General features: G+C 65.7%; 14 protein-coding genes and 1 riboswitch. Of the genes, 5 read left to right on the forward strand and 9 right to left on the reverse strand.

The annotated features are described in order from the left end of the window. Positions 1 to 3: 3 nt before the first annotated feature. Entirely contained in the window at positions 4 to 1,230 is a 1,227-nt protein-coding gene (locus ACP15I_RS10570; protein ID WP_424975054.1) for a D-amino acid dehydrogenase, read from the reverse strand. Between the two features lie 153 nt (positions 1,231 to 1,383). Next, positions 1,384 to 1,471, reverse strand: a riboswitch (glycine riboswitch). 149 nt (positions 1,472 to 1,620) lie between these two features. On the opposite strand from ACP15I_RS10570, the gene ACP15I_RS10575 reads away from it, so the two are divergent. Then, complete coding sequence (locus ACP15I_RS10575; RefSeq protein ID WP_424975055.1) at positions 1,621 to 2,946, forward strand: ferredoxin reductase family protein; 1,326 nt, start codon at positions 1,621 to 1,623, stop codon at positions 2,944 to 2,946. 31 nt (positions 2,947 to 2,977) lie between these two features. Here ACP15I_RS10575 and ACP15I_RS10580 read toward each other — a convergent pair whose 3' ends face one another. The 3 genes from ACP15I_RS10580 to trxB form a co-directional block, all read right to left on the reverse strand. Further along, complete coding sequence (locus ACP15I_RS10580; protein WP_424975057.1) at positions 2,978 to 3,382, reverse strand: hypothetical protein; 405 nt, start codon at positions 3,380 to 3,382, stop codon at positions 2,978 to 2,980. Positions 3,383 to 3,618: 236 nt separating this feature from the next. Further along, positions 3,619 to 5,697, reverse strand: coding sequence for a bifunctional sulfate adenylyltransferase/adenylylsulfate kinase (locus ACP15I_RS10585; protein WP_424975058.1), 2,079 nt, complete (start codon positions 5,695 to 5,697; stop codon positions 3,619 to 3,621). A gap of 293 nt (positions 5,698 to 5,990) precedes the next feature. Next, positions 5,991 to 6,962, reverse strand: coding sequence for a thioredoxin-disulfide reductase (gene trxB / locus ACP15I_RS10590; RefSeq protein WP_424965651.1), 972 nt, complete (start codon positions 6,960 to 6,962; stop codon positions 5,991 to 5,993). Positions 6,963 to 7,128: 166 nt separating this feature from the next. On the opposite strand from trxB, the gene ACP15I_RS10595 reads away from it, so the two are divergent. Then, positions 7,129 to 7,629, forward strand: a complete 501-nt coding sequence (locus tag ACP15I_RS10595; protein WP_424965652.1) for an Lrp/AsnC family transcriptional regulator — start codon at positions 7,129 to 7,131, stop codon at positions 7,627 to 7,629. A 29-nt stretch (positions 7,630 to 7,658) separates the two neighbouring features. Here the strand turns inward: ACP15I_RS10595 and ACP15I_RS10600 are convergent, their stop codons facing one another. The 5 genes from ACP15I_RS10600 to lgt all read right to left on the reverse strand — a co-directional run bounded on the left by ACP15I_RS10600 (position 7,659) and on the right by lgt (position 11,638). Continuing rightward, the gene (locus ACP15I_RS10600; RefSeq protein ID WP_424975059.1) at positions 7,659 to 8,261 is read right to left on the reverse strand and encodes a Hint domain-containing protein; all 603 of its coding nucleotides are present in this window, start codon (positions 8,259 to 8,261) and stop codon (positions 7,659 to 7,661) included. A gap of 238 nt (positions 8,262 to 8,499) precedes the next feature. Further along, complete coding sequence (locus ACP15I_RS10605) at positions 8,500 to 8,655, reverse strand: hypothetical protein (RefSeq protein ID WP_424975060.1); 156 nt, start codon at positions 8,653 to 8,655, stop codon at positions 8,500 to 8,502. Between the two features lie 248 nt (positions 8,656 to 8,903). Beyond that, on the reverse strand, positions 8,904 to 9,662 hold the full coding sequence (gene pgeF / locus ACP15I_RS10610; RefSeq protein ID WP_424975061.1) for a peptidoglycan editing factor PgeF: 759 nt from the start codon (positions 9,660 to 9,662) through the stop codon (positions 8,904 to 8,906). 21 nt (positions 9,663 to 9,683) lie between these two features. Continuing rightward, the gene (locus tag ACP15I_RS10615; protein WP_424965656.1) at positions 9,684 to 10,745 is read right to left on the reverse strand and encodes a class I SAM-dependent methyltransferase; all 1,062 of its coding nucleotides are present in this window, start codon (positions 10,743 to 10,745) and stop codon (positions 9,684 to 9,686) included. Further along, entirely contained in the window at positions 10,742 to 11,638 is an 897-nt protein-coding gene (gene lgt / locus ACP15I_RS10620; protein ID WP_424975423.1) for a prolipoprotein diacylglyceryl transferase, read from the reverse strand. The genes ACP15I_RS10615 and lgt overlap by 4 nt, the downstream gene beginning before the upstream one ends. 115 nt (positions 11,639 to 11,753) lie before the next feature. On the opposite strand from lgt, the gene ACP15I_RS10625 reads away from it, so the two are divergent. The 3 genes from ACP15I_RS10625 to proC all read left to right on the forward strand — a co-directional run bounded on the left by ACP15I_RS10625 (position 11,754) and on the right by proC (position 13,715). Beyond that, a complete protein-coding gene (locus tag ACP15I_RS10625) occupies positions 11,754 to 11,996 on the forward strand; it encodes an accessory factor UbiK family protein (protein ID WP_424965657.1) in 243 nt (80 codons plus the stop codon). A gap of 364 nt (positions 11,997 to 12,360) precedes the next feature. Further along, on the forward strand, positions 12,361 to 12,864 hold the full coding sequence (locus tag ACP15I_RS10630) for a YbjN domain-containing protein (protein WP_424975062.1): 504 nt from the start codon (positions 12,361 to 12,363) through the stop codon (positions 12,862 to 12,864). Positions 12,865 to 12,893: 29 nt separating this feature from the next. After that, entirely contained in the window at positions 12,894 to 13,715 is an 822-nt protein-coding gene (gene proC, locus ACP15I_RS10635) for a pyrroline-5-carboxylate reductase (protein WP_424975063.1), read from the forward strand. Positions 13,716 to 13,718: the final 3 nt, after the last annotated feature.

Raw genomic sequence — 13,718 nt, forward strand, 5'->3', positions numbered from 1 at the left:
GGCTCAGGCTGCCATATCGTCCCGGATCTTGTCGCCGATGATCTCGGCGGTGGCTGCCGAGAGGGTCCAGCCCAGATGCCCGTGACCGGTGTTGTAATAGACGCCCGGGCGTTTGCCCGCATCCACCAGCGGCACCATGTTCGGCATCATCGGGCGTAGCCCGGCCCAGGGCACCGCATGTTCGGTCTCCACATCCGGGAAGTTCCGCTCGACCCATTTGACCAGCGGGCGGACCCGGTCATCCCGGATATCCCAGTTATAGCCGTTGAACTCGGCCGTGCCCGCGATCCGAAAGCGTGTCTTGCCCAGACGGCTGGTCACGACCTTGGCCTCATCATCCAGAAGGCTGATCCAGGGGGCTGCGGCCTGGCTGGTGTCGTCATCAAGGCTGACGGTGATCGAGTAGCCCTTGACCGGGTAGACATTGACCCGGTCGCCCAGCATCTGGCCGAACTTGCGGCTCGACACGCCCGCGCAGACCACAATCCCGTCGAAGCGGTCCTCGGTCTGGGTGCCGTCATCGTCGGACCAATGCACGATATGACCGCCTTCGACCATCCGGATGCCGGTGACGTCGGCGCGGAAGTGGAAATTCACCCCCTTCTTGCGGCAGGCGTCTGACAGGCCCCGGCTGTAGCGATGGATGTCCCCGGTCATGTCCGACGCGGTGTAATAGCCGCCGTAATAGTCCCCGACGATCGCAGGCTCGAGTGCCTTGATCTCGGACGGCGAGACGGCTTCGCGCACCAGCCCGCCTTCTTCCAGAAGGGCGTTGACCGCAGTGGCGTGGTCATACTCGTATTTGGTGTTGTAGATATGGAGGATGCCGCGCTCTTCAGCGTCAAAGGTAAAGCCCTCGGCCTTGGCCGTCTCCTTGAGATGCTCGCGCGCGGCGATGGCCATCCGCACGGTGTCGATGGTGTTCTGCCGGTAGCCCGGGATGTTGGCCACGAACTCGGCCATCCAGGAATACTTGTGCCAGCTCGGCTTGGGGTTCACCAGCAGCGGCGCGCCCCGCTTGAACATCCATTTCATGCCCTTGAACACCGTGGACCAGCGGTTCCAGACCTCGGCATTGGAGGCAGACAGCTGCCCGCCATTGGCAAAGGACGTGTCCATGGCCGCGTAGCGGTTCTGGTCGAACACGGTCACCTCGAAGCCCCGGTTCATGAGCGCATAGGCGGTGGTGACACCGGTCACACCGGCTCCGATAACAGCGATTTTCTTCAACGGGATTCCCCCCAGACAGATCAAGACCCAGCGCGGATCCCCGCGCCACTCATCCCCTCTGTCCACGAACCTGAGAGCTACGCGGTCCCCCGAGGGCGGCCCGCTTTCTCCGTCGGTGGGACCGGATCAGACCGGCCCGCTTTCCAGATTGTCGGCTTTTGTGCAGTCCATTTGCCTGAGAGTTTCCGGGGGGTTGCTCCTTCGGCGCCAGCGCGAGGCTGATCTCTCCAACACAAAGCCATGTGCGACATGGGTCGATTAGGACGGCGCTTGATTCGGAGCAAGGGGAAGTTGCGCCTGCCGCCAAGGTTACGGATTTGTAAGACGGGCTGCAGCGCGCTGTGAGGCAGCTTGCCTAGATCGGAGGCACCACAAAAGCGGAGTGCCCCCATGCCCAGAAAAACCCTCTTGCGCGTTGCCGGCCTGATCGCCGTCCATATCGCCCTCGTGGCCCCCTTCGTGCCCCTGTCCAGCATCCTGCCCGCCGGGCTCGGGGCGTTGTCCATGACCGCCATGGCCGCAAGCCTTGTTCTGGCGGCGCGCTGGCGTCTGGTGGATCGGCTGACGGGGGGGCCGGACAAGTCCTATGGCGCCCATCGCTGGCTGGGGATCTGCGCGCTGGGCGGCGCGCTGGGCCATTGGGCCTTGGCGGATTTCTCGGGGCCCGGGCTCGTGCCGTTTCTCGCCGATGGGGCCGAAGGGGCGGGAACGATTGCGGCGACGGGGCTGATCGTCATGACGGCCGCCGCCATGGTGCGGGCGATCCCCTATCATCTGTGGAAAGCGAGCCACATGGTGATGGGGCCGATCTTCGTGCTGGGGGCGTTCCATACGCTCTTTGTGGCGAGCCCACTGTCGCTTGGCACGCTGCCCTGGGCGGTGATGGCGCTGGCTTCGGTGCTGGGCTGCCTGGCCTGGGCACAGACCCTGTGGCGCAAGGCCACGCCGTCCCGTCTGGTGCGGGTCGCGTCGGTTGCGCGTTTCGAAGGCGGGGTCGATGTGACCCTGAGGGCCGAGGCACCGCTGCCGCGATTTCGGCCGGGTCAATTCTCGACCTTGGCCTGGAACGAGGCGCGGGCCGAGGCGCATCCCTTCACCATCGCCGGCGGTACCGAGACCGAGCGGCGGTTTGTGATCCGGGCCGCGGGGGACTGGACCGACGCCTTCATGCGCGACGTGACCGAGGGAGATCAGCTGCGCCTCGGGCGCGGGGTGGGGCGCTTCCTGCCGCAAACCGGGCGCGCGCGGTCCGAGCAGGTCTGGGTTGCGGGCGGTGTGGGCATCACGCCCTTCCTCGCCGCGCTGGAAAAGATGGAGCCCGATCAGGGCCCGCGCGTGACCCTGCTCTACTACATCCGGTCCCGGGAGAGCGCGGGGGTGTTGTGTGATGTGGAACGTCGGGTCCTGCAATTGCCTCAGGTCCACCTGCATGTGATCTGTGATGCGGATGTCGCCGGGCTGAACCCGGACCGTCTCGCCGATATTCTGCGCAAGACCGGGGATGGGACGCAGGTCTATCTCTGCGGGCCAGAGGGGCTCAAGAACATGATCGTGGCCACATGGGCGGCCGTCGGGAAGTCCGGGCGGATCCATAGCGAGCGCTTCGATTTCCGCGGGGCCTATGGGCTGTCCGAGCTGATCTATCTCGGCAAGCCCATGGTCACTGCGGCGAGCGACCTGATCGCGCGACAACGCACGCGTCTCGCCGGATCCTGACAGGGCTGGGCATGTCCCGGGGCGGTGGAGGCTACGCGGCGCCCAATGCGCGGATATCCTCCAGATCCACATCGCGCCCGAGAAGCCGCTTATAGGCGATGAGCTGTGCTGCGGGCATGACCGCGACCTCGCAGCCCAGCACGCAACGGATCACTGACCGGTCGAACGCGATTACCTGCCGCACCCAGGTTCCAGTGGCGTGGTCCAGGATCCGGGTGCGCTCCGCCGCGCCGATCTCGATCTTCTGGCGGCCATGGAGAAGCTTGAGATAGCTCAGATCCCATGGCCCCTCGACCACCTTCTCGGGGCCCCATGTCACATGCGGCCGGATCGCAGCCAGAAATCCGGGCCAGCGCGGGTGGTCGAAGGGCATGTAGAGGTCGATGTCATGGAGCGGGCGCGTACCCCCATGGGCAATCGCCGCAAGGCCGCCCACGATCTGATAGGGCAGGGCGTGATGCTGCGCCGTCCCTGTGATCTATCGGAGTGCGGCGCTCTGCTCGTCCGGGCTGGGCATGGCCAAAACTCCTGCGCGGGGGGGCGTCGGGTCAGCCTCTTTCCCGCGCCGGGGCATGTCAATGCAGCCAGCCGGGCGCAAATGAAAACCGCCCCGCCAGAGCACTGGCAGGGCGGGGGTCTTCCTGTGACGGGCGCTGGGCCCGAGGGGCCGGGTCAGGCGGCGACGAGGCCCATGGACTCGAGCTTCAACAGCACCTGCTGGGCGCAGTAATCGACCTCGGTGCCTTCGGTGTCGAGCACCAGCTCGGCGGATGTGGGCGCCTCATAGGGGTCGGAGATCCCGGTGAATTCCTTGATCTTGCCTTCGCGCGCGAGCTTGTAGAGGCCCTTGCGGTCCCGGCGCTCGCATTCCTCGAGGCTGGTGGCCACGTGGACTTCGACGAAGGCGCCGTAAGCTTCGATCATCTCGCGCACGGCCCGGCGGGTCGCGGTATAGGGCGCGATGGGCGCACAGATCGCGATGCCGCCATTCTTGGTGATCTCGGAAGCCACATAGCCGATCCGGCGGATGTTGATGTCGCGATGCTCTTTCGAGAAGCCCAGCTCGGACGAGAGGTGTTTGCGCACCACGTCCCCGTCGAGCAGGGTGACCGGACGGCCGCCCATCTCCATCAGCTTGACCATCAGGGCGTTGGCCACGGTGGATTTGCCCGAACCCGACAGGCCGGTCAGGAAGACGGTGAAACCCTGCTGGGCGCGCGGCGGCTTGGTCTTGCGCAGCTCTGCGACCACTTCGGGGAAGGAGAACCATTCGGGGATCTCGAGCCCTTCGGCAAGACGACGGCGCAGCTCGGTGCCCGAGATGTTCAGGATGGTGACGTCATCCTTGTCCTTGATTTCGTCCATGGGCTCGTATTGGGCGCGTTCCTGCACCCAGACCATGTGTTTGAAATCGACCATCTCGATGCCCATTTCCTCCTGATGCTCGCGGAAGAGGTCCTGCGCATCATAGGGGCCGTAGAAGTCGTCACCGGCGGAGTTCTTGCCGGGGCCGGCGTGGTCACGCCCGACGATGAAGTGGGTGCAGCCGTGATTGGCGCGGATCAGACCGTGCCAGACGGCTTCACGCGGGCCCGCCATGCGCATGGCGAGGTTCAGCAGGCTCATGGACGTGGTGGAGGCCGGGTATTTGTCGAGCACCGCCTCGTAGCAGCGGACGCGGGTGAAGTGGTCCACATCGCCCGGCTTGGTCATCCCCACGATCGGGTGGATCAGCAGGTTGGCTTGGGATTCCTTGGCGGCGCGGAAGGTCAGTTCCTGGTGCGCGCGGTGCAGCGGGTTGCGGGTCTGGAAGGCGACAACCTTGCGCCAGCCGAGCTTGCGGAAATAGGCGCGCAGCTCGTTCGGCGTGTCGCGGCGGGCGCGGAAATCGTAGTGGATCGGCTGCTGGATGCCGGTGATGGCGCCGCCCAGATAGACCGGACCGGCCACATGGTGCAGGTAGTTCACCGCCGGGTGCGCCAGATCATCGGCCCCGAAGACCATCTCGGCTTCGCGGGTCTTGTTGGGGATGTACTTGTCAGACACCGACAGGATGGCGAGGATCACGCCTTCCTGGTCGCGCAGGGCGATGTCCTGGCCCTCTTCGATGCTGTCGGCAAAATCCTGGCTGATATCCAGGGTGATCGGCATGGGCCAGAGGGCGCCATCGGCCAGGCGCATGTTCTCGACCACGCCTTCGTAATCGGCTTTGCCCATGAAGCCCTTGAGCGGGTTGAACCCGCCATTCATCAGCAGCTCGAGGTCGCAGATCTGGCGCGGGGTCAGGTCCCAGGAGGGAAGCGATGCGGCCTCGACCTTGAGCTTCTGGGCGCTGTCGGCGGAGACATAAAGCTCCGGAATGGGGGCAAGGTTGTTTTGCATCAGAGTGCTCCTGACATTTTGGGGAATGGGGTAGGCGGCCGAACCGGTCAGTTCGGCATGAAGGGCGGCGTATTCCGAAAACTTACGCGCGAGGAAACGGTCGGTGAGGCGGGCCTTTTCGGCTGCGCCCCGGGCGGTGAGCCCATAGGCAAAGCGTTTGCGCCGGTCGCTGTCATTGCGGTCGCTGACCTCGATCAGCCCGGCCTCGGTGGCTGCGCGCAGCTGGGCGTTGAGCCGACCCAGCGAGACCCCGATGGCCGCGGCTATAGCGCGCTGGGATGCGTCCGGCGCCAGATCGAGCTGGCGCAGCAGACGAAAGCGCAGGTCTTCGTCATTGTCAGCCGAGATCGGGGCAGGGTGGAGGGACATGGGGCGGCGCGACTCAATGTTTGTTCACGCGTGAACGCTTCGCACGATTTTGCACGCGCAGCAAATCCCATAAATGTCGCAGAGTTTAAGTATCGGGATCTGGGTCCGTGTGGCCACACCTCTGTGACCCTTGGTCCAGGACCGCGCCCAAGGGCGCGGTGGGCTGGGCGCAAGGGCGCGCCCGAACAGGTTTGGCGGATCGCTTGCCGTCTCGCGGGTCCGCCCCGTGCGTGTCGCACGGGGCCACGGTGTTCGGTGGCGCGGATCAATAGATCCGCGTCTGGCGCGCCGCTCTACTCGGCGGCGACCGAGTCCGCGCCTTCCTGCGCGGCGAGGAAGCGCTCGGCCTCCAGGGCGGCCATGCACCCCATCCCGGCGCTGGTCACGGCCTGGCGATACTCGTGATCCGTCAGGTCCCCGGCCGCGAACACCCCCGGGATCGAAGTTTCCGTGCTGTCAGGCTTGGTGACCACATAGCCGCCCATATGGGTGTCGAGCTGATCGATCACCAGCTCGGACGCTGGCGCATGGCCGATCGCCACGAAGAACCCGGCGCAGGGCACGGTGCGGCTCTCGCCGCTGGTCGCATGCTTGATCACCACGCCCTCGACGCCGCGCGGGTTGTCGGCCCCGACGACTTCTTCGACCGTATGGTCCCAAATCACCTCGATCTTGGGATTCTTGAACAGCCGGTCCTGCAGGATCTTTTCGGCGCGCAGGCTGTCCCGGCGATGCACCAGCGTAACCTTCGAGGCGAAATTCGTCAGGAACAGGGCTTCTTCCACGGCGGTGTTGCCGCCACCGATCACCACGACCTCCTTGCCGCGATAGAAGAACCCGTCGCAGGTCGCGCAGGCCGAGACCCCGAAGCCCTTGAAATGCTCTTCCGACGGCAGCCCAAGCCACTTGGCCTGCGCCCCGGTTGCCAGGATCAGGGCGTCCGCCTTGAACACCGTGCCGCTATCGGCATAGGCGGTGAAAGGGCGCGCGGACAGATCAAGCCGGTTGATATGGTCCGAGACGATCTCGGTCCCCATGGCGCGGGCATGCTCTTCCATCCGCACCATCAGGTCGGGACCCATCACCATGCTGTCGCCGGGCCAGTTCTCGACCTCGGTGGTGATGGTCAGCTGACCGCCCGGCTGGATCCCCTGAACCAGCACGGGGTCCAGCATCGCGCGGCTGGCATAAACGGCGGCGGTATACCCGGCAGGTCCGGACCCGATGATGAGGACCTTCAGGTTGCGGATGTTCTCGGTCGACATGGGGCAGCTTCCTCGGCAAATGATCCATGGCATATAAAACCCCGACGCCGCGAGGGGAAGGGGGCCGATACAGACCGGACCGGACATAAATTTATTGCTCAACGGTGAAATATTATTGCGCAGCCAGAGCGTGTCACGTAAGAAACCCCTATGGGAAGGGGCTGCTATGCATGCATCTAAATTAGATCCGATTGATCGCAAGATCCTGGCGGAGCTTCAGGCCGATGGTCGCATGACCAATGTGGAGCTGGCCAAGCGGGTCGGCATCTCGGCACCACCCTGTCTGCGCAGGGTCCGCGCGCTGGAGGATGCGGGCTTTATCCGTGGCTACCATGCGGATGTGGACAGTCGCGCGCTGGGCTTTGAAGTGCAGGTCTTTGCCATGGTCGGGCTGAACAGCCAGGCCGAATCGGATCTGAGCGCCTTCGAGGCGCGCTGCCGCGAATGGCCGCTGGTCCGGGAATGCCACATGCTCAATGGCGAGATCGATTTCATCCTGAAATGCGTGGCGCCGGACCTGTCCTCGTTCCAGAGCTTCCTCACCGGGCAACTCACCGCTGCCGAGAACGTGGCAAGCGTCAAAACCTCGCTGGTGATCCGCGGGGCGAAGGACGAGCCGGGTGTCCCCTTCGATGTCATGGAAGAGCGTCTGAGCCGCACCGCCTGAGCGGACGCCGCAGCGCCCGCCCGACGTCTTTAATTCCCGAGCCGCGCCTTGCGGAAAGGCGACGAGGTCACGAACCGCTCTCCCGGTGCGGCCGTGAGCCCACCCGGCATCAGCTTGGAAAATGCCGTCGTCACCAGCCCGCTTTGCCGCGAGAGAAAAGCGTCAGTGTCCAGTGTCCGCACGGGCAGGCCGTTGGCCGAGACCCAGCCCGGCGTCTCGCAGGCGATCTGGAACAGGCGCACCGGGGTCGGCGGCACGAGCGCCGTGATCATGTCATCATTCGGATAGCTGTCCAGTGGGCGCGAGCTCTCGGTGAAGGGGTCGAGCAGGATCTCGGCCCCGGCCCCCAGGATCACATCGCTGAGCGGGCGGGCAAAGCCGAACCGCTCGGGCTGCACCCGGCGCAGCCAGGGCGCGTCCAGGGCATCCGGGCGCAGGGTCACCTCGCCAATCCATGTGATGGTCATCGGGTTGCCATCGGCCCCTGTCACCTCGTCCTCAAGCGCAAGATCCTCGATAGAGACTGTGCCATCTGGCACGCGGATCTGTGCGCCCTGGGCAAAGATCCCGAAGGCCGGCAGAAGGCGCAGGGTGATCTCGGCATTGCGTGCGCAGAGGCTCCGCTCCCCCATATGGATGCAGCGGCTGGAAAACTTTGCCAGAATTGGCAATTGGGTGGTCGACGACGTTGGCGTGTCCGACCCAACATGGGCGGACGGAAAACGAACAGGAGCCATACTCGTTACTCTCGGGTTGCTGTACGGCCCCCACCGCTATCAGCCCCTCGACGCTCGTTCGTTTGAGTAAAATTGTCAAAGAATTTAAGTCGTAAACCTTAACATCCCGCCCGCATCGGGGCGGGAGCCAGGGTCATCCGACCCGGCGCACAAGCTCCTCAACCGGCTCGTTGGGCATCGCACGCAGGGACGCCGGGCGGCGGGTGCCGCGGGCATAGGGCATAGGCGGGATTTCGTCCTCCGTGGCGCGGATCATCGCGGTCAGCCAGCGTGGTGTCTTGGTCATCATGGGTGTCCCTCCGGACTTGTCACTCGTTTCCCAGCCAATACCCCGCATTGCGGCTGATTGTTCACACGGTCGCCGGGGAATGAGGCGCTTTCTAGGCCGATTTCAGACATTTTGAGTCAAATTGTTCGGATGGGGCCGTGCAGATTCTCGGCGGAAACACCTGATTTTTCGAGGGAAATCGCGAAAACCGCGGCGGATTTGCAACGCTGCGCCCGGCGGATGGGGCAGAAATGTGGCGGCAATGTGGTCTAGAGCCGGATGGTCGCGATCAGGCGGCCGTAATCGGCTTCGGACTGGTGCACGCTACGCCGATAGGAAAAGAACCGGCCCGGATCCGAATAGGTGCAATGACCGGTCCATTCCGCGTGGGCGATTCCGGCGGCCCGCAGGCGGGTCAGCCCGTAGGAGATCAGGTCGAACTGATACTTGTTGCCGAAGCCATTGATAAAGAAGCGGCCATTCTCCGGGTCGTCCTCCAGAAACCGTTCCAGAAATTCCGGGCCGACCTCATAGGCGGTCTGCGAGATCGAGGGGCCGATCACGGCAGCAATCCTGTCGCGCGTTGCCCCGGCCACCACCATCTCGTCAATCGTCGCCTCGAGCACCCCGTCCAGTGCCCCGCGCCAGCCTGCATGGGCGGCGGCAATCACACCGGCCTCGGCATCGGCAAAGAGGACCGGCTGGCAATCGGCGGTCAGGATCCCGAGGGCAAGCCCCGGCACCGTCGTGACCATGGCATCGGCCTTGGGTTTGGCCCCGTCGCCCATGGGCCCGTCCAGACGGACCACATCCGGGGAATGGACCTGATGCACCGTGGCGAGTTGCGGCAGGGCCACCTCCATCGCCGCGGCGACGCGGGCGCGGTTCATCTCCACCGCCTCGGACTGGTCCGACGAGCCCGGTCCGCAATTGAGCCCTTCGAACACCCCGGACGAGGCTCCGCCCTTGCGGGTGAAGAAGCCGTGGGTCACCGACAGGGCCGGCGAGGTCAGGATGTCGAGCGTCATGGATCGGCTCCGGTCGAGAGATCAGGGGCGCATCCCGGCGAGGGGCGGCGCGTCCTTGGGACTCACGCCGAGCACTTTGAACAGGGTTCCCATTTCATCCGGGTGGGTCAAGCGCCGATGTGCGGCGATGTGGCTGTCCAGAGCCGCACCGCTCAGGCGCGTGGCCAAAGCCTGTGCCCGTGCCGTGATGCCGAGCTGTTCGAGAAAGACCCCCTGTGGTGTCAGGGGGGCGGGATGCGCACCCGCCTCGGCGGCGGCCTGTGCCAGCGGCTCGAAATCCACATGGGCAGTCAGGTCCGCCTCACCCGGATGGGCGAGCACCGGGTCAGGCGCATGCGCGCGCACTGCCTGCAATGTGTCGCCCAGACTGTGCCAGCCGCCGTAATCGATGAGGTAGGCTGCACCGCCATGGGTGGCGATGCGCCGGGCTATCTCGGTCATGATCGGGCGCGCCGGGGCGCAGGTCTCAACGAGATCGCCCGGGGTCGTGTCGCCACGCCGATGATCCAGCTCGGGGCGCGGGTCCGACGGGCCAAGCCCGAGGGACAGCGCGCCGTCGCTCACCCCGACCATGCGTTCGGCCCAGCCCTCCTCCGTGCGCTGGAACTGGCGGATCGGGAGCGCATCGAAGAACTCGTTTCCCACCAAAAACAGTGGCGCTTCGGGCAGGTCGGCCACCGTGTCATGCCACTGGGCACCGGGCACGGCCTCGGCCTGCACGCGGCGCAGGGCCGGGCTGGCCTCCACCAGATGCGGGTGCAGACGCGGGCCACCGGGGATCTGACCAAAGACCCGCAGGATATCGGCCATCAGCGTGCCCCGCCCCGGACCGATCTCGGCAAGGCAGGCCTCGGCGGGGGCTCCCTGATCCATCCAGGCCTGTGCGAGGGCAAGGCCCAGCATCTCGCCGAACATCTGGCTGATCTCCGGGGCCGTGGTGAAATCGCCCTCCCGCCCGAACGGGGGCCGGGTGGTGTAATAACCATGCGCGGGATGGAGCAGGCACTCCGCCATGTACTCGGCCACGGTAATCGGGCCGGTCGCCGCGATCCGCGCGATCAGAAGCTCGGCCAGGGGCGTCATGCAGGGGCCGCCGGGCGCAGGTGCGCGCGCGCAATCAGCGCAATCCCCAGCGCGATCATCGGCAGGCTGAGGATCTGTCCCATGGTCAGCCCCCACTCGCCCAGTTGCAGGGCATAGCCCACCGGGTTGCCTGCGCTGACAAACTGCGCGTCGGGCTGGCGCACCAGCTCGACTATGAACCGGGCCGCGCCATAGCCAGCAAGGAATGTGCCAAAGATCGTGCCGGTGCGGGCCAGCGCCCCGCGCCGCAGCAGAACCCAGAGGACGAGCCCCAGCAGCAGCCCTTCGAGCCCGGCCTCGTAAAGCTGGGACGGGTGGCGGGCGCAGAGCTCGCCCACGGGCTGGCCGCAATCCTGGGCACTCAGCCCGGGAAAGATCACGCCCCAGGGCGCGTCGGTCGGGCGGCCCCAGAGCTCGGCATTCACGAAATTCGACATCCGCCCGAGGAACAGCCCCGGGGGCGTGGCCAGCGCCAGCGCGTCCGCCGTGCGCAGGGGCGGCACCCCTTCGCGCCAGCAAAACAGCGCGACGGCCAGAACCACCCCGACCAGACCGCCATGGAAGGCCATGCCGCCCTGCCAAACCATCAGGATCTCGACCGGGTTTCGCAGGTAGTAATCGGGCTGATAGAACAGGACAAAGCCGAGCCGCCCCCCAAGGATCACCCCCAGCACCACCCAGGTCAGCAATGCCTCGACCTGGGGCGGGGTCATGGGGGCGGGCTTGGCACCCCACAGGGCGGGCCGCTGCACAAGCCGCGTGACGATCCACCATCCCAGCCCGAGCCCCACGATATAGGCCAGTGCATACCAGCGCAGGGCAAAGGTGAAGGTCCCGATCTCGATGCTGAAGAGTTCAGGCGACAGGGGCGGGAAGGGAATGGCGAAGGGCATGGCGGGCTCCGGCGTCTGGGGCGATCTGTCCGGGCTGACCGCGCGGATGTCAACCTTGAGCTTTGGCAGGGGCGGGGCCATATACATCCCAACACGGTAGATCACGGAGCGCCCCATGCAGACGCGAAACAAACTGTTCGACGATATCGGCCAACTGATGACCAACGCCATGGGCGTGGCCCAGGGCGCCAAGGACGAGGCCGAAACCGCGATGAAGGGCGTGATGGACCGCTGGCTCGCGGATCGCGACTTTGTCACCCGCGAGGAATTCGACGCGGTGCGCACCATGGCCCAGAAGGCCCGCGAGGAGAACGAAGCGCTCAAGGCCCGGATCGAGGCGCTTGAAGCCAAGGGCTGAGGCCTGAACGACCGCTCGGGCCGGGAGATCTCCGGCCTGCGCGCCCGCTGCCTGAAATTTGGGCATTAACCTCTGAGTCGCTCAGATGGGTCCAATTCAGGGGCTGAGGCTGCAAAATCAGGGGGCTGCGCGGGTGCCTTTGGCGCGGCAGGCCCCGGGTTTCTTAAGACTTTCCCGAATTCTGTGGATAACTCCGGCGCAAACCGCCGCGCGACGCCGCGCTGTGAAAATACGTCTTTACAGGACGCCCCAAAGCCGGACACCATATCTTGTAAGACGCGGGCCGCCGCGGTCCGGGTCTTGTAATGACACCCAGCCTATAGTGGGGGTTCCCCTCGCGACCGGCAAACAAACGGGGCCGCGCATGTCACTCATCGAGCAGCATTACGAAACCGACGATCTGCATCCGATCGACATTGTCGAGACGATTGCCGAGCATAATGACTGGGATTTCGACCGGATCGCCGAGGATCAGATCGCCATGGCCGTCGAGGGCCAGTGGCGGACCTATTCGGCGACCCTGGCCTGGTCGGCCTATGACGAGACGCTGCGGCTGGTGATGACCTTTGACATGGAACCGCCCGAGCACCGGGTGGCCGCGCTCCATGAAGTGTTGAACGCCGTGAATGACCAATGCTGGACCGGCGCCTTCACCCATTGGGCCAAGCAGCAGCTCATGGTCTATCGCTACGGCCTCGTGTTGAGCGGCGGCGCGATTGCGGGGCCGGAACAGATCGACCGGATGATGACCACGGCCTTCCTGAACTGCGAGCGGTTCTACCCGGCGTTTCAGTTGGCGACATGGGGCGAGCAGGACCCGCAGGCGGCGATCGACGTGGCCATTGCAGAGGCGTACGGGCGCGCCTAACCTGCCCCCGTTGGACGCGGGGAGAACACATGAGTTTGGACGATGTAGGCCGCCGGGGGTTGTTCCTTCTGGGATGCGGAAAGATGGGCTCGGCCATGTTGCAGGGCTGGCTGGCGCAGGGGATCGCCCCGGCATCGGTCTGGGTGATGGACCCCAAGCCGTCGGACTGGCTGACGGGGCTGGCCGCAGAGGGGCTGCACCTGAACGAGGGTGTGCCCGGTGCGCCCGCCATTGCCCTTCTGGCGGTCAAGCCGCAGATGATGGGGGATGCGCTGGGGCCGGTGACGGCGCTGGGCGGAGGCGAGACGCTGATCCTGTCCATCGCGGCAGGCACCCCCATCCGGTATTTCGAAGAGGCGTTCGGTGCGAGCACGCCGATCATCCGCGCCATGCCCAATACGCCCGCAGCGATTGGCAAGGGGATCACGGCGATCACCGGCAATGCGGCTGCGGGCGAGGCCCATCTGGCCCTGGCCGAGGCGCTGCTGGCCGCAATCGGCCAGACCGTGCGGCTGGAGGGCGAGCATCAGATGGATGCGGTCACGGCGGTGTCGGGCTCGGGTCCGGCCTATGTTTTCCACCTGATTGAGACGATGGCCGCCGCGGGCGAGGCCGAGGGGTTGCCCCGGGCGCTCGCCCTGCATCTGGCCAAGGCCACGGTCGCGGGCGCGGGGGCGCTGGCGGAGGCCGCCAGCGCGGACCCGTCCCAATTGCGGGTGAACGTCACCAGCCCTGCGGGCACAACCGCGGCGGCGCTGGAGGTTCTCATGGATGAGACCGATGGGTTCCCGCCGCTGTTGCGGCGGGCGGTGGCAGCCGCGGCCCAACGGGGTCGCGAGCTGGCGGAGTAGCGC

Source organism: Dinoroseobacter sp. S124A, assembly GCF_049801015.1.
Taxonomy (GTDB): domain Bacteria; phylum Pseudomonadota; class Alphaproteobacteria; order Rhodobacterales; family Rhodobacteraceae; genus Dinoroseobacter.